The following is a 17,793-nucleotide window of genomic DNA, read 5'->3' as shown; positions in this document are numbered from 1 at the left end:
CACCCAAATCAAACGGGCGTATGAATTGAGCGTTTGCCTTCAAAGGCACCGCCTTTACAGCCCGATTATCGCGTCGGTGGGTGTGCCAGGCTGATTGGGGCTACTCTGAGACGGCTATGCCGTGGAGTAGCTTGCTGGTTGGCTCCGATGTGTACTGTTCAGCTTCCATACCGTGGAGATCAGTTGATGATTTACGAAGGTAAAGCCATCACGGTTAAGGCTCTTGAGAGTGGCATCGTCGAATTGAATTTCGACCTCAAGGGTGAATCCGTCAACAAATTCAACCGTCTTACCCTCAATGAACTGCGTCAATCTGTTGATGCGATCAAGGCCGATGGTTCGATCAAGGGCGTGATTGTCACCAGTGGCAAAGACGTATTTATCGTCGGCGCCGACATCACCGAGTTCGTCGACAACTTCAAGTTGCCGGATGAAGAGCTGGTGGCTGGCAACCTCGAAGCCAACAAGATCTTCAGTGATTTTGAAGACCTCAATGTTCCAACCGTGGTAGCGATCAATGGCATCGCCCTGGGCGGTGGTTTTGAGATGTGCCTGGCGGCGGATTACCGCGTCATGGCCGAAAGCGCCAAAGTTGGCCTGCCGGAAGTCAAACTGGGTATTTACCCAGGCTTCGGCGGCACCGTGCGTCTGCCACGCGTTATCGGTACCGATAACGCCGTTGAGTGGATTGCCGGTGGTAAAGAAAACAAAGCTGCTGACGCCCTGAAAATGGGTGCGGTGGATGCTGTGGTTGCCGCTGACAAGCTGCAAGCCGCTGCCCTGGACCTGATCAAGCGCGCCATCTCTGGCGAGCTGGACTACAAGGCCAAGCGTCAGCCGAAGCTGGAAAAGCTCAAGCTCAACGCGATTGAGCAGATGATGTGCTTTGAAACCGCCAAAGGTTTCGTTGCAGGTCAGGCTGGCCCGAACTATCCGGCGCCGGTTGAAGCGATCAAAACCATTCAGAAAGCTGCCAACTTCGGTCGCGACAAAGCGCTGGAAGTGGAAGCTGCTGGCTTCGTCAAACTGGCTAAAACCCCGGTTGCTGCCAGCCTGATCGGCCTGTTCCTGAACGATCAGGACCTGAAGAAGAAAGCCAAGCAGTACGACGAAATCGCCAAAGACGTGAAACTGGCTGCCGTACTCGGCGCCGGCATCATGGGTGGCGGTATCGCCTACCAGTCCGCTTCCAAGGGCACCCCGATCCTGATGAAGGATATCCGTGAAGAGGGTATCCAGATGGGTCTGGCCGAGGCTTCCAAGCTGCTTGGCGGTCGCGTTGCCAAAGGTCGTATGACCCCGGCGAAGATGGCTGAAGCCCTCACCGCTATTCGCCCGACAATGTCCTACGGCGACTTCGGCGCTGTCGACATCGTTGTCGAAGCCGTGGTTGAAAACCCGAAGGTCAAGCAGATCGTGCTGGCTGAAGTGGAAGGTGTGGTTAAAGAAGACGCCATCCTCGCGTCGAACACCTCGACCATTTCCATCAACTTGCTGGCCAAGGCCCTCAAGCGTCCAGAAAACTTCGTCGGCATGCACTTCTTCAACCCTGTGCACATGATGCCGCTGGTTGAAGTGATTCGTGGCGAGAAGTCCAGCGACGTAGCCGTGGCGACCACAGTTGCTTACGCCAAGAAAATGGGCAAGACCCCTGTTGTGGTCAACGACTGCCCAGGCTTCCTGGTTAATCGCGTGCTGTTCCCGTACTTCGGTGGCTTCTCCAAGCTGCTGGCATTCGGCGTGGACTTCGTGCGTATCGACAAAGTCATGGAGAAGTTCGGCTGGCCAATGGGCCCGGCGTACCTGTCCGACGTAGTCGGTATCGACACTGGTCACCACGGCCGTGACGTAATGGCTGAAGGCTTCCCGGATCGCATGGCTGTTGAAGGTCGTACTGCGGTTGACGTGATGTATGAAGCAGATCGCCTGGGCCAGAAGAACGGCAAAGGTTTCTACGCCTACGAAATGGATAAGCGCGGCAAGCCGAAGAAGGTTTCTGATCCGGTTGCCTACGACCTGCTGAAGTCCATCGTGACCGAGCAGCGTGAAGTGACTGATGAAGACATCATCAACTTCATGATGATTCCTCTGTGCATGGAAACCGTGCGTTGCCTGGAAGACGGCATCGTTGATACCGCAGCTGAGGCCGATATGGGTCTGATCTACGGCATCGGCTTCCCTCCGTTCCGCGGTGGTGCACTGCGTTACATCGATACCGTCGGTGTAGCCGAGTTCGTTGCCCTGGCCGACAAATACGCCGAGCTGGGCGCGCTGTACACCCCGACTGCCAAGCTTCGCGAAATGGCCGCTAACGGCCAGAAGTTTTTCGGTTAATCGCGGACAGACTAGAGCGAGAGTGAATTTATGAGCCTGAATCCTAGAGATGCAGTCATCGTCGACTTCGGCCGTACCCCGATGGGTCGTTCCAAGGGCGGCATGCATCGCAACACCCGTGCCGAAACCATGTCGGCCAACCTGATCAGCGGCGTGCTGGCACGTAACACCAAGCTGGATCCAGCTGAAGTGGAAGACGTGATCTGGGGCTGCGTTAACCAGACCCTGGAGCAGGGCTGGAACATTGCGCGCATGGCGTCGCTGATGACCCAGATCCCGCACACAGCTGCTGGCCAGACTGTAAGCCGCCTGTGCGGTTCGTCCATGAGCGCTCTGCACACTGCTGTGCAGGCTATCCAGACCGGTAACGGTGACGTGTTCGTCATCGGCGGTGTGGAGCACATGGGCCACGTTGGCATGATGCACGGCGTCGATCCAAACCCGCACTTGTCGCTCTACGCAGCCAAGGCCTCGGGCATGATGGGTCTGACCGCTGAAATGCTCGGCAAGATGCATGGCATCAGCCGTGAGCAGCAGGACGCATTCGGTGAGCGTTCGCACCGTCTGGCCCATAAAGCTACCGTCGAAGGCAAGTTCAAGGATGAAATCATCCCGATGCAAGGCTACGACGAGAACGGTTTCCTGAAGGTATTCGACTACGACGAAACCATTCGTCCGGAAACCACTCTGGCAAGCCTGGCTGCGCTGAAGCCTGCGTTCAACCCGAAAGGCGGCACCGTGACTGCAGGTACGTCCTCGCAGATCACTGACGGCGCTTCCTGCATGATCGTCATGAGCGCCCAGCGTGCCCAAGACCTCGGCATTCAGCCAATGGCAGTGGTTCGCGCCATGGCCGTGGCCGGTGTTGATCCGGCGATCATGGGTTACGGTCCAGTACCGTCGACTCAGAAAGCCCTCAAGCGTGCTGGCCTGACCATCAATGACATCGACTTCTTTGAGCTCAACGAAGCCTTCGCTGCCCAGGCCCTGCCTGTGCTGAAGGACCTGAAAGTGCTCGACAAGATGGAAGAGAAGGTCAACCTGCATGGCGGCGCGATCGCCCTGGGTCACCCGTTCGGTTGTTCCGGTGCGCGTATCTCCGGTACCCTGCTGAACGTGATGAAGCAGAATGGCGGCACCTTCGGTGTGTCCACCATGTGCGTAGGTCTCGGCCAAGGCATCACCACCGTCTTCGAACGCCTCTAAGCTTCACTGGGTGTAAGAGATGGAAAAACCGGGGCCAGGTGCCCCGGTTTTTGTTTTTATGCCGACCGTCACTGACGGTCTCCCTCCGGCCATCGCTCTGCGATGTGAAAAGTTTCTCCCGGATTTTTTCTCAGCGGAAAATCTTCAAGGACATGCCCTCATGCAACTACAGCCCGGCCTCTACCGTCACTACAAAGGCCCTGAGTACCGTGTGTTTGGTGTAGCCCAACATTCCGAAACAGAGCAGGCGATGGTGGTCTATCAGGCGCTGTACGGCGAGTTCGGCCTGTGGGTGAGGCCGCTGGAGATGTTCTGTGAAAGCGTTGAGGTGGACGGCGAGACGGTTCCACGCTTTGCTTTGATTCAGGCTGAAACCGCACTGTTTACTCGGCCTTGAGCTGACATCGGGCCATTGCTGCGCTTGACCTCGGCCGGACCACCACTATATATAGCGGTGCCGCGCTAGCAGGCAGTACAGCGCCTCCCGCATTTATTTACCGAATTTCAGGAATTTTCCAATCCATGGGCAAATCGCTGGTCATCGTGGAATCCCCGGCCAAGGCCAAGACCATCAACAAGTACTTGGGCAACGAGTACGTGGTGAAGTCGAGCATCGGCCACATCCGTGACCTACCCACCAGTGGTTCGGCGAGTACCGCCAAAGAGCCGGTCAAGCGTGGCAAGGCCGCTGCAGGTGAAGTGCCGGCGCTGTCGCCCAAGGAGAAAGCCAAGCGCCAATTGTTCGCGCGCATGGGGGTTGATCCCGAACATGGCTGGAAAGCCAAGTACGAGATTCTTCCAGGCAAAGAGAAGGTGGTCGAAGAGCTGCGCCGTTTGGCCAAGGATGCTGACACCATCTATCTCGCAACCGACTTGGACCGCGAGGGGGAAGCCATTGCCTGGCACCTGCGCGAATCCATCGGTGGTGACGACAGCCGCTACAAACGCGTGGTGTTCAACGAAATCACCAAGAAGGCCATCCAGGAAGCGTTTTCCAAGCCTGGCGAGCTGGATATCAACCGGGTCAATGCCCAGCAAGCGCGGCGCTTCCTCGACCGTGTAGTGGGTTACATGGTTTCGCCGCTGCTGTGGGCCAAGATCGCCCGTGGCCTGTCTGCTGGTCGTGTGCAGTCGGTAGCCGTGAAGCTGGTGGTCGAGCGTGAAAAAGAGATCCGCGCGTTTGTTCCGGAAGAATACTGGGAAGTGCACGCCGACCTGGGCACCGCCAAAGGCGCCAATGTGCGCTTTGAAGTGGCCCGTGAGAATGGCGCTGCGTTCAAGCCGCTGAACGAGGCCCAGGCAATGGCGGCCCTGGCCACGCTGAAAGCCTCCAGTTACAGCATCAGCAAGCGTGAAGATAAGCCGACCAGCAGCAAGCCTTCGGCGCCGTTTATCACTTCCACCCTGCAGCAGGCCGCGAGTAACCGCCTGGGCTTTGGGGTGAAGAAGACCATGATGATGGCCCAGCGTCTGTACGAGGCCGGTTACATCACCTACATGCGTACCGACTCGACCAACCTCTCGGCTGACGCCGTGAGCATGGTGCGCGGCTTTATCGAAGGCGAGTTCGGCAAGAAGTACCTGCCCGCCAACCCGATCGCTTACAGCAGCAAAGAAGGCGCGCAGGAAGCGCACGAGGCGATCCGTCCTTCCGACGTCAATCTCAAGCCGACTCAATTGTCGGGCATGGAACGTGACGCCGAGCGCCTGTATGAGCTGATTTGGCGCCAATTCGTTGCCTGCCAGATGCCGCCTGCTGAATACCTGTCGACCACAGTTACCGTGACGGCAGCGCAGTTCGAGCTGCGTGCCAAGGGCCGTATTCTCAAGTTCGACGGTTACACCCGCGTATTGCCGCAGCTAAGCAAGCCGGGCGATGACGATGTATTGCCGGAAATGAATCAGGGCGAAGTGCTCAAGCTGGTCAAGCTCGACCCCAGCCAGCATTTCACCAAGCCGCCTGCACGTTACTCGGAAGCTAGCCTGGTCAAGGAAATGGAGAAACGCGGTATCGGTCGTCCGTCGACCTATGCGGCGATTATCGGCACCATTCAGGATCGCGGCTATGTGGCGCTGCACAACCGTCGTTTCTACTCGGAGAAGATGGGCGACATCGTCACCGAGCGTCTGGCCGAAAGTTTCTCCAACCTGATGGACTACGGCTTCACCGCTGGCATGGAAGAGCACCTGGACGATGTGGCCCAGGGCGAGCGCGAGTGGAAGCACGTGCTTGACGAGTTCTATGGTGACTTCAAGAAGAAGCTTGAAGTGGCTGAGGCCGGCGAGGGCGGCATGCGTGCCAACCAGCCTACGCTGACCGATATCGCTTGCCGCGATTGCGGCCGACCGATGACCATTCGTACCGCATCAACCGGGGTATTCCTCGGTTGTTCCGGTTATGCACTGCCGCCGAAAGAGCGCTGCAAGGCCACCGTCAACCTGGTGCCGGGTGACGAAATTGCTGCGGATGACGAGGGTGAGTCTGAGTCGCGCGTGCTGCTCGGCAAGCATCGCTGCCCGATCTGCTCGACCGCGATGGACGCCTACCTGCTCGATGAAACCCGCAAGCTGCATATCTGCGGTAATAACCCTGATTGCAGCGGTTATGAAGTAGAGCAGGGCCAGTACCGCATCAAGGGCTATGAAGGCCCGAGCCTGGACTGCGACAAGTGCGGCAGCCAGATGCAGCTCAAGACCGGCCGTTTCGGCAAGTTCTTCGGTTGCACCAACAGCGAATGCAAGAACACCCGCAAACTGCTGAAAAGCGGTGAAGCGGCGCCGCCGAAAATGGACCCGGTGAAGATGCCGGAGCTCAAGTGCGAGAAGGTCAACGATACCTACATCCTGCGTGATGGTGCTTCGGGTCTGTTCCTGGCTGCCAGCCAGTTCCCGAAAAATCGTGAAACCCGCGCGCCCTTGGTGCTCGAGTTGATCCCGCACCGTGATGAGGTCGATCCCAAGTACCACTTCCTTTGCGATGCACCGAAGAAAGACCCGCAAGGTCGTGCGGCGGTTATCCGCTACAGCCGCAAGACCAAAGAGCAGTACGTGCAGACCGAAGTCGACGGCAAACCGACGGGCTGGCGTGCGTTCTATGACGGCGGCAAGTGGAAAGTCGAAGACAAGAGCTGATCAACAGCTGATTTAGCACGACGCGCGCTTGCCGCTGGCCGGCGCGCGTATGCTTATCTAATCCGTTATGGAGGGCGCCGCAATGGCCAATGAACTCTATACCCGCACCAATCAAAAAATCTTCTACGCCGGCCTGGCGCTGGAGTCCTGGCGTAAGGCTGAACAAAGCCAGAGCATGAATGCCTTGGCTTTGATCCAGGCTGAGCGTGAGGCCGCTTTGTTTCATCTCTACGGTGCTCTGTTGGGCTTGTGCCATGAGATTGCCGGTTACTACCGCTTGCCGGACAGCGCCGCGCCGCGGGCCGAACGCTTTCTCACCGAGGACGTGTTGCAGGCGGCGCCTAGCCAGGAGCTGGGTGAGCTGGTCGAGCTGGCACAGTCCGCCGACAGCTGGGTTGCTCAGCTGCTCAAGGCTTATGTCGAGCTGTTTCAGCCGCCGCAGGCTGGCAAGAAGTCTAAGGTCGATCCCGCTATACCGTTGATCACCGCGGTCAGCCTAGATGAAGAAGTTATGCCGTTGACGCAGGAAACGCTGGAGACGTGGCGTCAGCAGCTGAAGGCTCTGGCGCAGCGGTTTCGAGAAACCTTGAGCGAGTGGTAAGGCGCTGATTGGACCGGCGGACTAGGGCGAGCCCGAGTCGGCTGTTACACTGTCGGCCTATTGTGGAGAGCTAATCCAATGCCTACATCATTCCTGGAAATTGTTGAATTGCCCGACGGGCGTATTGCCCTGCGTCGTGCAGAGGATGAAGAGTCACTGGTGGTGCTGGTTTTTTCTGCCGATGCCAAAGCCTTCCTGCAGGGGCAGCACGTCGAAGTGGCTAAGGCCATGCTCAATGTTGGTGTGCAGATGGCGGGGCGATTAGCTGAAAATAACTTTCAGCATGAAGAAGGGCCACGGGTTCTGCATTGATTGCAGTTCTCTTGGTGGCTGAAATTACAACGATCTGCCAGCGTTTTGTTGCCTAGACCTCTTTTCGGCTAAGCCGCACGCTCCTTGTGCGACCTGAGGCCAATTATCCCAAACTGATATTTAGGCTTTGCGCCTTTCCCTGTCGGGCAGCCTGCTCAAGCTGTTGCCGCGCCTGACGCTCAAGTGGATGCAGCCAGCTGACAACGGTGTGGCTGCGTCCTAGCATGAGGGCCTGCTGGGCCAGTTCGAGCGGGCTTTGTGTACCCCGGGGATGCAGCAGCAGGATGCGTTCACGGTTCAGGCCCGCGTCGCGTAGCCAAGCTTGGGTCAGGCTTGATGGTGGCGCGATGAGGGTCAGCCAGCGTTCATCGTGGTTGTCACTAAGTTCACGCAAAATCGGCGCTAGAAGGTTCAGGCAGTGCCCAGCTGCCCCGCGCAGCGATAGCTCACTGAAAGCCTCTGTTTCATCATCCGGCCAGGTTAGCTCAGTGCTATCGGCAAATAATGGTGTCACTGTCGATGCCAGGAATGCATCGAACAAAGGCAGTTGTGTACGGTTCAGTGATTGCGGGAACTGCATAAATCCTCCACTAGCGGCGGATAACGCCGACGCTCAAGCCTTCAATAATCAGGTCCTGTTCTTCCAGGTTTACTTCGATCGGCGCGAACTCCGGATTTTCCGCAATCAGCCAGACCTTGTTGCCTTCACGCTTGAAACGTTTGACCGTTACTTCGTCATCGAGACGCGCCACCACTACTTGCCCGTTACGGGCTTCACGGGTGGTGTGTACGGCCAGCAGATCGCCATCGAATATGCCGATGTCCTTCATGCTCATGCCGCGTACACGCAGCAAGTAATCAGCCTTGGGGTGGAAGAAGTCTGGGTTGATCTTGCAGGACTCTTCAACATGCTGTTGCGCAAGAATCGGCGCACCTGCCGCAACGCGACCAATTACCGGTAAGCCTTCGTCCTCTTCAGCATTAGGCTCGAAGCCTGGAATGCGGATGCCGCGTGAAGCACCAGGCGTCATCTCGATTGCACCCTTGCGAGCCAGGGCCTTGAGATGCTCTTCCGCTGCGTTGGGGGATTTGAAACCCAGTTTCAAGGCGATTTCCGCTCGGGTAGGCGGGTAGCCGTTGTCTTCAAGGCACTGCTTGATGAAAGCGAGAATTTCAGCTTGGCGCGGCGTCAGTTTTAGCATGGTTGGCTCTGTTTTTTTGTACAGTGACTGGGATTATATACAGTGATCGGCGATTGGCAATCCTTGTGTTCTGATCTCTACTCAATTGACCTTCGTATCGTCTGTTGCAGTGCACTGTTACTCAGGCCGTTTATGGGGCGTCTAGCTAGGGTTAGCGCGTATCCTTGACGGATGTCTGTGACCACCCGGCCACAAGATGGTTTGCCCGGCTTGACAAGGCGGGCGACTGAAACGTATGTTTCAAACAAGTGTTTGTTCAGATGAAAAGAGTCATGGCCCAGTCGGAAACCGTTGAACGCATTCTTGATGCGGCAGAGCAGCTTTTTGCAGAGAAAGGCTTCGCCGAAACGTCGCTGCGCCTGATCACCAGCAAGGCAGGGGTCAACCTGGCGGCGGTGAACTACCACTTTGGCTCAAAGAAAGCCCTGATTCAGGCGGTGTTCTCGCGGTTTCTCGGGCCGTTCTGTGTAAGCCTTGAGCGCGAGCTGGACCGCCGTCAGGCGAAGCCGGATAGCAAGGTCAGTCTCGAAGAGCTGCTTGAGCTACTCGTTGAGCAGGCGCTGGCTGTAAAACCGCGCAGTGGTAATGACCTTTCAATTTTTATGCGTCTGTTGGGATTGGCCTTTAGCCAGAGCCAAGGACACCTGCGCAAGTACCTCGAAGAGGTGTACGGCAAGGTCTTCCGTCGCTACATGCAGCTGGTCCATGAGGCTGCTCCACGCATCCCACCGCTTGAACTGTTCTGGCGCGTGCATTTTATGCTCGGTGCGGCGGCGTTCAGCATGTCCGGGATCAAAGCCCTGCGGGCCATGTCGGAAACTGATTTTGGGGTTAATACCTCGATTGAGCAGGTCATGCGCCTGATGGTGCCATTTTTGGCCGCTGGCATGCGTTCGGAAACGGGCCTCGCTGATGAGGCTTTGGCCAGCGCTCAACTCAAACCACGTACTAAAGCGCCTGCTGTTCCCAGCAAAGCGTGATCGCTATGGGTGGGCTTGGTGGAGGCGATCCGCTAAGCTAGCCGCCCATGGCGAATCTCGATCTTCTTCATATCTCCCTCGCTGATCAGTGCCTGTATGGCTTTGCCAACGGTCAGCTGCAGCTGCGTCTGAGTGTATCCACTGCGCTGAATGGCGCTGGCGAACGTAACGGGTCTGGCTGTACGCCACGTGGTTTGCACACGGTCAGGGCGAAGATTGGTGAGGGCTTACCAATAGCAGCTGTATTGCGCGGGCGGCGTTGGACCGGTGAGGTCTGGTCGCCGGAGTTGCATGCACAATTTCCTGGTCGCGACTGGATCCTCACACGCATTCTCTGGCTGAGCGGCTGTGAGCCTGGGCGCAATCGTCTGGGCGCTGTCGATACCTTTCGCCGCTATATCTACATACACGGTACGCCGGACAGCGAGCCTATGGGCGTTGCGCTGTCGCATGGCTGTGTGCGCCTGCGCAACAGCGATCTGTTGGAACTCTTTGCGCGTGTCCCTGTTCAATGTGCGGTACAGATTGACGAGGCCGCCTGCCCCGAGTGGGCAGCGGCGCCTCTTATTTAAGGAAGAGTTGTGAGTTCACCCATGCAAGGTTCATTGATGCTGGATATCGCCGGCACCTGGCTGACCGCGGAAGATCGCCAGATCCTGCGTCAGCCGCAGGTGGCCGGGTTGATTCTGTTTGCCCGCAATATTGAAGACCCGCGCCAGGTGCACGAGCTGTCTGCTGCCATTCGCGCGGTTCGTCCGGACCTGTTGCTGGCGGTGGATCAGGAAGGTGGTCGCGTGCAGCGACTGCGTCAGGGTTTTGTGCGCTTACCGGCGATGCGTGCGCTGGCTGATAACCCCAATGCCGAGCACCTGGCTGAGCAATGCGGTTGGGTTATGGCGACCGAAGTGCTGGCTGCAGGGCTGGACCTGAGTTTTGCACCGGTGCTGGATCTTGATCATCAGCGCAGCGCTGTGGTGGGCAGCCGTTCTTTTGAACGTGATGCGCAGCGTGCGACTTTGCTGGCCGGCGCTTTTATTCGCGGGATGAACGCCGCAGGCATGGCCGCCACCGGCAAGCATTTCCCCGGGCACGGTTGGGCCGAGGCGGATTCCCATGTGGCCATCCCAGTGGATGAGCGCAGCCTGGAGCAGATTCGTGCAGTCGATTTACAGCCTTTTGCCCAGTTGAGTCAGCAGTTGGCTGCGGTGATGCCAGCCCATGTGATCTACCCTCAAGTGGACAGCCAGCCTGCCGGTTTTTCGCGGCGCTGGCTGCAAGATATTTTGCGTGGCGAGCTGGCCTTTGATGGGGTGATTTTCAGCGACGACCTGTCGATGGCCGGTGCCCATGTGGTGGGTGATGCGGCTTGCCGTATTGAGGCGGCGCTGACTGCTGGTTGCGACATGGGCCTTGTATGTAATGACCGGGCAGCGGCAGAGCTGGCCTTGAGTGCCCTACAACGTCTCAAGGTTGAACCGCCGCAAGGCTTGGCGCGCATGCGCCGGCAAGCCTTTCCTGGGGTTGAGTACCGGCAGAACCCGCGTTGGTTGGCTGCGCTGGGCAGTCTGCGTGATGCGCAATTAATCGACTGAGGAGTTAGGGATGACGGTTTACGCGATTATCGGCGGTACGGGACTGACCAAGCTGGACGGGCTGACCATCAAGGCCGCGCTGCATATCGATACGCCCTATGGCGCGCCCTCTGCGGCGGTGCTCAAGGGCGATTATGCCGGCCGCGAGGTGTTGTTCCTCGCACGTCACGGGCATCCGCACCGCATCCCGCCGCATCAGGTTAACTACCGCGCTAACCTCTGGGCGCTGCGTGAGGCGGGGGCTAAGGCCATCATCGCCGTGAATGCGGTGGGCGGAATTCACTCGGCCATGGGCACCGGGCACTTCTGCCTGCCGCACCAGATCATCGATTACACCTACGGGCGTGAGCACACCTATTTTGAGGGCGAGCTGGAACATGTCACCCATGTGGATTTCAGCCATCCCTATGACGCTGGGCTGCGCACCAAGCTGGCCAATGCACTGACTGCCGAACACTGTGCGTTCAGCAATCATGGGCTGTACGGCTGTACCCAGGGCCCGCGCCTGGAAACCGCTGCGGAAATCGCACGAATGGAGCGCGATGGTTGCGACATTGTCGGCATGACGGGAATGCCGGAAGCGGTACTGGCCCGTGAGCTGGCTTTGCCCTACGCCTGCCTGGCGCTGGTGGTAAACCCGGCCGCTGGCAAGTCCCGTGCGCTGATCACCATGGCGGAAATCGAGCGCGCCCTGGAAGAGGGGATGGGGACGGTCAAGGCCGTGCTAGCAAGGGTGCTGACCAGTTAGCTGGTCACCCTGCATTCACAAAAAAGGGCCGCATAATGCGGCCCTTTTTTGTGCCTGACTGTTCAGAGCGGGCTGACGCGAATCAGCATGCCCAGGCTGCCATTATCCACAAAGGTTAATTCGCCGCTGGTCAGGCGACTGCTTTGTTTGATGCGTTCGCTGTCCGCGATGGTGCCACTGGTGTCGATCTGATTAACCCAGATGTCGCTCTCTAGTTCGATCACGCGGCCACCTTTGAGGCCGATGGTGCCTTCGATCGGGAAGTGACCGAACTGTTCATCGCCGGCGCTGATAGCGACGCGGCTGATCGATTCACCCAGGCTTTGGGCCCAAGCTTTGTGCAGCAAGACCTCATAGCCGTTCGACGGGTTGAGTTTGCCGGCTTCGGCATTCAATGCGGGTGTGCGACTGTTGCTACCGTCTACTGGCAGCGCATTCTGTGCCCAGTTATCGGGTGGCAATTGGCCGGCGGAAATCGGCGTGGCGGCCTGGCGGAATACGATGACTTCAACCTGGTAGAGGCTTTCAGCCAGGGCGGCAGTGCTATTGAGCAGGCTCAGTAGAATGAGCGGCAGCAGGGCCAAGTTGCGGAGTGCGCGCATGGGGTAATCCTTTATGTAGAGGGAGTCAGGCGCTCGAACAGCGCTTCGAGTGTGTTAAATCGTTCTTCCGGGCGCTCCATCGGCACCTGGAATTTAAACAGCGTCGCACCTTCGAACTTGTAGCGGTTCGGTGCACCCTGAATCAGCTTGATCAGCGTCAGTGGGTCGACGCAGGTGTCGGCAGTAAATTCGATGCGGCCACCTTGCGGGCCCGCGTCGACTTTTTTGATGCCAAGCTTTTCTGCCTGTAATTTCAGCAGGGTGATGCGTACCAAGTTCTTGGTCGGCTCCGGCAGCAGGCCGAAGCGGTCGATCATCTCCACCTGCAGCTCTTTCAGGCCATCCTCGTCAGCGGCGTTGGCAATGCGTTTGTACATGATCAGTCGTGCGTGTACGTCAGGCAGGTAGTCGTCGGGGATCAATGCCGGCACGCGCAGGTTGATCTCAGGGCCGCCGCCAAGCGGTTGGTCGAGGTTGGGTTGCTCACCTTTGCGGATGGACTTCACTGCGCGTTCGAGCATTTCCATATACAGGGTGAAACCGACCGCTTGGATCTGACCGCTCTGGCCGTCGCCGAGCAGCTCACCGGCGCCACGGATTTCCAGGTCATGGGTGGCCAGGACGAAGCCGGCGCCAAGGTCTTGGGCGTTACTGATGGCCTCCAAGCGCTTCTGCGCGTCGTCGGTCATCTGTTTGCGTGGTGGAGTCAGCAGGTAGGCATAGGCCTGGTGGTGGCTGCGGCCAACACGACCGCGCAACTGGTGCAGCTGGGCCAGGCCGAACTTGTCAGCGCGCTCAATGATGATGGTGTTGGCGCTCGGCACGTCGATCCCGGTTTCGATGATGGTCGAGGCGATCAGCACGTTGAAGCGCTTGTGGTAGAAGTCGCCCATCACCTGTTCCAGCTCGCGCTCGCGCATTTGCCCGTGGCCGATGCCGATACGCGCCTCGGGCACCAGTTCAGCCAGGTCGGCGGCGCACTTCTCGATGGTTTTCACATCGTTGTGCAGGTAGTACACCTGGCCGCCACGCAGCAGTTCGCGCAGCAGGGCTTCTTTAATCGTCGGATTGTTCTGCTCCATGACGAAGGTGCGAACCGACAGGCGCCGTGCCGGCGGCGTGGCGATGATCGACAGATCACGCATGCCCGCCACGGCCATGTTCAGCGTCCGTGGAATGGGCGTGGCAGTGAGGGTGAGGATATCCACCTCGCTGCGCAGGGTTTTCAGCTGTTCTTTTTGGCGGACACCGAAGCGGTGCTCTTCGTCGATGATCACCAGCCCCAGGTTGCTGAACTTGACGTCGTCCTGCAGCAGTTTGTGGGTGCCGATGACGATATCCACTTTGCCTTCTGCCAGTTGCTGCATCGCGTCACTGACATCTTTGGCGCTCTTGAAGCGGCTCATCACCTCGACTTTGACCGGCCAATCGGCGAAGCGGTCGCGGAAGCTGTTGTAGTGCTGCTGGGCGAGCAGGGTCGTGGGCACCAGCACGGCTACCTGTTTGCCACCATGTACGGCAATGAACGCGGCGCGCATGGCCACTTCAGTCTTACCGAAGCCGACATCGCCGCACACCAGGCGGTCCATCGGTTTCGCAGTGAGCATGTCGCTGTAGACGGCTTCAATGGCGGCTTGCTGGTCAGGTGTTTCCTCGAAGGGGAAGCCGGCGCTGAAGGTGGCGTAATCGGCCTTCGGGTCGGCAAAGGCATAGCCTTCACGCGCAGCGCGGCGCGCATAGATGTCGAGTAGTTCAGCGGCGACATCGCGCACCTGTTCGGCGGCCTTGCGTTTGGCTTTCTGCCAGGTTTCCGAGCCGAGGCGGTGCAGTGGGGCAAGGGCATCATCGCTGCCGGTGTAGCGGGCAATCAGGTGCAGGCTGGCGACCGGGACGTAGAGTTTGGCTTCCTCGGCGTACATCAGGGCGAGGAATTCGGCGGCCTGGCCGTCGAATTCCATGGTCACCAGGCCCAGGTAACGGCCGACGCCATGGTCGATGTGCACCACGGGTGCGCCTTCGCGTAGTTCGGTGAGGTTTTTAATGACGTTGTCGCCGCCATCACGCGATTTTTCGCGGCGCCGGCGTTGCATAACGCGCTGACCGAACAAGGGGCTTTCGGCTACCAGGGCGAGGTTTTCAAGCAGCAGACCGTCATCCAGCGGGGCGATGCAGATACCGAGGCGCTGCTTGCTGGCTGTGAACGCCGGCCAGCTCTCGAATTCGTTCGGCTTGAGCTTGAGGCGTGCAAGGAGTTCCAGCAGCACTTCGCGTCGTCCGGCAGACTCGGCACAGAACAGCACGCGGCCGGGGTATTCCTCGATAAAGCGCCGCAGTGCTGCCAGCGGCTCACCGGCCTTGGCCTGGATTGCCAGGTCGGGAAGTGGGTTGGCGTCGAAGCGGGTGCGGCCGACGCCTTCTTCGATGTCGTCCTGGCTGACCACCACGCGCGGCCAGTTTTTCAGGCGGGCGAAGCAGTCTTCCACCGGGAGGAAGATATCCGCCGGCGGCAGCAGTGGGCGTTCCGGATCGACGCGGCGATCTTCGTAGCGGCTGCGTGCATCCACCCAAAACTGTTCAGCGGCTTTTTCGATGCCGGGTAGGGAAAATACCTGGGTGTCGGCCGGTAGGTAGTCGAAGAGGGTGGCGGTCTCTTCAAAGAACAGCGGCAGGTAGTACTCGATACCGGCCGGTGTGATGCCTGTGCTGAGGTCCTGGTAGATGGGGCAGCGGCGGAAATCTACATCGAAGCGTTCGCGAAAACGCCCGCGGAAATCGGTGACGGCTTTCTTTTCCAGCGGGAATTCGCGTGCTGGCAACAGCTTGATTGAATCAACCTTGTCGATTGAGCGCTGGGTTTCCGGGTCGAAGGTGCGCAGGGTTTCAATTTCATCATCGAACAGATCGATGCGGTACGGCTGGCTGCTGCCCATTGGGAACAGGTCAATCAGTGCGCCGCGCACAGCAAACTCGCCGTGTTCATACACCGTGTCAACGCAGCGGTAGCCGGCGGCTTCGAGGTTGCCACGCATTTGGTTGACGTCGAGCTGCTGGCCGACTTGCATGACCAGGCTACTGCCAAGCAGAAAGCGTTTCGGCGCTAGGCGGTGTAGGGCGGTGGTGATCGGCACTACCAATACGCCGTGCTTGAGCTCCGGCAGGCGATAGAGCGCTGCAATCCGCTGGGAAATGATGTCCTGGTGCGGTGAGAACAGGTCGTAGGGCAGGGTTTCCCAATCGGGAAAATGCAACACCGGCAACTGCGGAGCGAAAAAACTCAGCTCCTCTTGCAGGCGCTCGGCACTCTGGCTGTCGGCAGTCAGCAGCAGGGTGAAGCGTTTAGCATTGCTGGCGGCTTCGGCAATTGCCAGGCTCAGCGCGGCACCGGGCAGGTTGCCCCAGTGTTGTTTGCCGGCAGTGGCCGGCAGGGACGGTAGACGCAGTACAGGCACGGGCGGCTCACGGTCAGGACACAAGGTCGCCGATTGTAGCGGGCGTTTATGTGTGGTGTCAGTTACGACAGCCGTGCATTGCTCAAGCACGCGTGCGCCGTCATAATGTAGCCCCTTTTTTCAGCCCCTACATGTGGAAGGTACTGCCCGTGACTCAGAAGCCCGACCAGTGTCTCGGTGAGTGGATCGATCGAGAAGCCCTTGCGGAAGCGATGATTCCGATGATTGGCCAACTCTACCGTAACAACAACGTGGTCACCTCGATCTACGGCCGTGGTCTGATCAACCGTTCGGTGATCGACATTCTCAAGGCCCATCGCTTCGCTCGTCACCGCCTGACCGGTGACAGCGAGCTGTCGGTGCACGACACCTTCCAGGTGCTCAAGGCCATGAGCGAGCTTAAGCTGGGTGCTGCCTCTGTTGACCTGGGCAAGATGGTCAGCAAGTTCAAGGTTGAAGGCCAAGGCCGTAGCATCGAGCAGTTCGCCAAAGATGAACTGGTGGAAGTAGCCGGCAAGCAGAACAGCGAAGCCCGTGAAGGCACTGACGTTGTGCTGTATGGCTTCGGTCGTATCGGCCGTCTGCTGGCGCGCATCCTGATTGAGAAAACCGGTGGCGGCGACGGCCTGCGTCTGCGCGCCATTGTTGTGCGTAAAGGCGCGACCAATGACCTGGTCAAGCGCGCCAGTCTGCTGCGCCGCGACTCGGTACACGGCAAGTTCGATGGCACCATCACCATCGACGAAGAGAACAACACCCTCACGGCCAACGGCAACCTGATTCAGGTGATCTACGCCAAATCGCCAGCCGAGGTGGATTACACCCAATATGGCATCAAGAACGCGCTGCTGGTGGACAACACCGGTGTATGGCGTGATGCCGACGGTCTGGGCCAGCACCTGGCCTGCCCAGGTGTCGATCGCGTAGTGCTCACCGCGCCTGGCAAGGGCGCGCTGAAGAACATCGTGCACGGCATCAACCACGGCGAAATTACCGCTGACGACAAGATCATTTCGGCCGCTTCCTGTACCACCAACGCCATCGTGCCGGTGCTCAAAGCGATCAATGACCAGTACGGCATCGTTAATGGTCACGTCGAAACCGTTCACTCGTACACCAACGACCAGAACCTGATCGATAACTTCCACAAGGGCGATCGCCGTGGCCGCAGCGCACCGCTGAACATGGTAATCACCGAAACCGGTGCTGCCACTGCTGCTGCCAAGGCACTGCCCGTGCTGAAAGGCAAGCTGACCGGCAACGCCATTCGCGTTCCGACGCCGAACGTATCGATGGCCATTCTCAACCTCAACCTTGAGAAAGCCACCACCCGCGAAGAAGTCAACGAGTACCTGCGCCAGATGGCCATGCACTCCGACCTGCAAAAGCAGATCGACTTCGTCCAGTCGCAGGAAGTGGTCTCCACTGACTTCGTTGGCTCGCGCCACGCTGGTGTAGTCGATGCTGAAGCAACCATCTGCAATGACAATCGCGTTGTGCTGTACGTGTGGTACGACAACGAGTTCGGTTACAGCTGCCAGGTGGTACGAGTGATGGAAGACATGGCCGGGGTTAACCCGCCAGCCTTCCCGCGCTAAGCGCAGGGTGAATAAAAACGGGAGCTTCGGCTCCCGT

General features: G+C 58.7%; 15 protein-coding genes. 11 read left to right on the top strand and 4 right to left on the bottom strand.

Annotated features, from left to right (window positions below; all coding sequences use genetic code 11):
• The first annotated feature begins 186 nt into the window (after window positions 1-186).
• The 6 genes from fadB to ALTER154_RS01350 all read left to right on the top strand — a co-directional run bounded on the left by fadB (window position 187) and on the right by ALTER154_RS01350 (window position 7,585).
• On the top strand, window positions 187-2,334 hold the full coding sequence (fadB, locus tag ALTER154_RS01375) for a fatty acid oxidation complex subunit alpha FadB (protein ID WP_160084941.1): 2,148 nt from the start codon (window positions 187-189) through the stop codon (window positions 2,332-2,334).
• A gap of 30 nt (window positions 2,335-2,364) precedes the next feature.
• A complete protein-coding gene (gene fadA / locus ALTER154_RS01370) occupies window positions 2,365-3,540 on the top strand; it encodes an acetyl-CoA C-acyltransferase FadA (RefSeq protein ID WP_090248066.1) in 1,176 nt (391 codons plus the stop codon).
• 160 nt (window positions 3,541-3,700) lie between these two features.
• Window positions 3,701-3,937 carry a DUF1653 domain-containing protein gene (locus ALTER154_RS01365; protein ID WP_090387350.1) on the top strand — a complete coding sequence of 79 codons (237 nt, stop codon included), beginning with the start codon at window positions 3,701-3,703 and terminating at the stop codon, window positions 3,935-3,937.
• 125 nt (window positions 3,938-4,062) lie between these two features.
• The gene (topA, locus tag ALTER154_RS01360) at window positions 4,063-6,672 is read left to right on the top strand and encodes a type I DNA topoisomerase (RefSeq protein WP_160084940.1); all 2,610 of its coding nucleotides are present in this window, start codon (window positions 4,063-4,065) and stop codon (window positions 6,670-6,672) included.
• An 82-nt stretch (window positions 6,673-6,754) separates the two neighbouring features.
• Window positions 6,755-7,273 carry a DUF6586 family protein gene (locus ALTER154_RS01355; RefSeq protein WP_160084939.1) on the top strand — a complete coding sequence of 173 codons (519 nt, stop codon included), beginning with the start codon at window positions 6,755-6,757 and terminating at the stop codon, window positions 7,271-7,273.
• Between the two features lie 78 nt (window positions 7,274-7,351).
• Complete coding sequence (locus ALTER154_RS01350; protein ID WP_160084938.1) at window positions 7,352-7,585, top strand: hypothetical protein; 234 nt, start codon at window positions 7,352-7,354, stop codon at window positions 7,583-7,585.
• A 103-nt stretch (window positions 7,586-7,688) separates the two neighbouring features.
• Here ALTER154_RS01350 and sulA read toward each other — a convergent pair whose 3' ends face one another.
• Together sulA and lexA are read right to left on the bottom strand one after the other, a co-directional pair.
• The gene (gene sulA, locus ALTER154_RS01345) at window positions 7,689-8,165 is read right to left on the bottom strand and encodes an SOS-induced cell division inhibitor SulA (protein WP_160084937.1); all 477 of its coding nucleotides are present in this window, start codon (window positions 8,163-8,165) and stop codon (window positions 7,689-7,691) included.
• Between the two features lie 10 nt (window positions 8,166-8,175).
• The gene (lexA, locus tag ALTER154_RS01340; RefSeq protein WP_160084936.1) at window positions 8,176-8,787 is read right to left on the bottom strand and encodes a transcriptional repressor LexA; all 612 of its coding nucleotides are present in this window, start codon (window positions 8,785-8,787) and stop codon (window positions 8,176-8,178) included.
• A 272-nt stretch (window positions 8,788-9,059) separates the two neighbouring features.
• Between lexA and ALTER154_RS01335 the strand changes: the two genes are divergently transcribed.
• Genes ALTER154_RS01335 through ALTER154_RS01320 form a run of 4 tightly spaced genes read left to right on the top strand, consistent with a single transcriptional unit; the run spans window position 9,060 to window position 12,107 of the window.
• Window positions 9,060-9,767: a TetR/AcrR family transcriptional regulator gene (locus ALTER154_RS01335; protein WP_090248055.1), complete on the top strand. Its 708-nt coding sequence runs from the start codon at window positions 9,060-9,062 to the stop codon at window positions 9,765-9,767.
• A 47-nt stretch (window positions 9,768-9,814) separates the two neighbouring features.
• Window positions 9,815-10,339, top strand: a complete 525-nt coding sequence (locus ALTER154_RS01330; protein WP_160084935.1) for a L,D-transpeptidase — start codon at window positions 9,815-9,817, stop codon at window positions 10,337-10,339.
• 21 nt (window positions 10,340-10,360) lie between these two features.
• Entirely contained in the window at window positions 10,361-11,359 is a 999-nt protein-coding gene (gene nagZ / locus ALTER154_RS01325) for a beta-N-acetylhexosaminidase (RefSeq protein ID WP_178126323.1), read from the top strand.
• 10 nt (window positions 11,360-11,369) lie between these two features.
• On the top strand, window positions 11,370-12,107 hold the full coding sequence (locus tag ALTER154_RS01320; protein ID WP_160084933.1) for an S-methyl-5'-thioinosine phosphorylase: 738 nt from the start codon (window positions 11,370-11,372) through the stop codon (window positions 12,105-12,107).
• 62 nt (window positions 12,108-12,169) lie between these two features.
• Here ALTER154_RS01320 and ALTER154_RS01315 read toward each other — a convergent pair whose 3' ends face one another.
• Together ALTER154_RS01315 and mfd are read right to left on the bottom strand one after the other, a co-directional pair.
• Complete coding sequence (locus ALTER154_RS01315) at window positions 12,170-12,709, bottom strand: CsiV family protein (RefSeq protein ID WP_160084932.1); 540 nt, start codon at window positions 12,707-12,709, stop codon at window positions 12,170-12,172.
• A gap of 11 nt (window positions 12,710-12,720) precedes the next feature.
• A complete protein-coding gene (mfd, locus tag ALTER154_RS01310) occupies window positions 12,721-16,158 on the bottom strand; it encodes a transcription-repair coupling factor (protein ID WP_160084931.1) in 3,438 nt (1,145 codons plus the stop codon).
• A 131-nt stretch (window positions 16,159-16,289) separates the two neighbouring features.
• On the opposite strand from mfd, the gene ALTER154_RS01305 reads away from it, so the two are divergent.
• Window positions 16,290-17,756 carry a glyceraldehyde-3-phosphate dehydrogenase gene (locus ALTER154_RS01305; RefSeq protein ID WP_160084930.1) on the top strand — a complete coding sequence of 489 codons (1,467 nt, stop codon included), beginning with the start codon at window positions 16,290-16,292 and terminating at the stop codon, window positions 17,754-17,756.
• The last annotated feature ends 37 nt before the right edge of the window (window positions 17,757-17,793 follow it).

This window comes from Pseudomonas sp. 9AZ, assembly GCF_902506525.1.
Lineage (GTDB): Bacteria > Pseudomonadota > Gammaproteobacteria > Pseudomonadales > Pseudomonadaceae > Aquipseudomonas > Aquipseudomonas peli.
This window is presented reverse-complemented; position numbering and strand designations above follow the sequence as displayed.

Coding starts and splice junctions, on each gene's coding strand:
- fadB (WP_160084941.1), top strand. CDS start 187: ATGATTTACGAAGGTAAAGCCATCACGGTTAAGGCTCTTGAGAGTGGC.
- fadA (WP_090248066.1), top strand. CDS start 2,365: ATGAGCCTGAATCCTAGAGATGCAGTCATCGTCGACTTCGGCCGTACC.
- ALTER154_RS01365 (WP_090387350.1), top strand. CDS start 3,701: ATGCAACTACAGCCCGGCCTCTACCGTCACTACAAAGGCCCTGAGTAC.
- topA (WP_160084940.1), top strand. CDS start 4,063: ATGGGCAAATCGCTGGTCATCGTGGAATCCCCGGCCAAGGCCAAGACC.
- ALTER154_RS01355 (WP_160084939.1), top strand. CDS start 6,755: ATGGCCAATGAACTCTATACCCGCACCAATCAAAAAATCTTCTACGCC.
- ALTER154_RS01350 (WP_160084938.1), top strand. CDS start 7,352: ATGCCTACATCATTCCTGGAAATTGTTGAATTGCCCGACGGGCGTATT.
- sulA (WP_160084937.1), bottom strand. CDS start 8,165: ATGCAGTTCCCGCAATCACTGAACCGTACACAACTGCCTTTGTTCGAT.
- lexA (WP_160084936.1), bottom strand. CDS start 8,787: ATGCTAAAACTGACGCCGCGCCAAGCTGAAATTCTCGCTTTCATCAAG.
- ALTER154_RS01335 (WP_090248055.1), top strand. CDS start 9,060: ATGGCCCAGTCGGAAACCGTTGAACGCATTCTTGATGCGGCAGAGCAG.
- ALTER154_RS01330 (WP_160084935.1), top strand. CDS start 9,815: ATGGCGAATCTCGATCTTCTTCATATCTCCCTCGCTGATCAGTGCCTG.
- nagZ (WP_178126323.1), top strand. CDS start 10,361: ATGCAAGGTTCATTGATGCTGGATATCGCCGGCACCTGGCTGACCGCG.
- ALTER154_RS01320 (WP_160084933.1), top strand. CDS start 11,370: ATGACGGTTTACGCGATTATCGGCGGTACGGGACTGACCAAGCTGGAC.
- ALTER154_RS01315 (WP_160084932.1), bottom strand. CDS start 12,709: ATGCGCGCACTCCGCAACTTGGCCCTGCTGCCGCTCATTCTACTGAGC.
- ALTER154_RS01305 (WP_160084930.1), top strand. CDS start 16,290: ATGTGGAAGGTACTGCCCGTGACTCAGAAGCCCGACCAGTGTCTCGGT.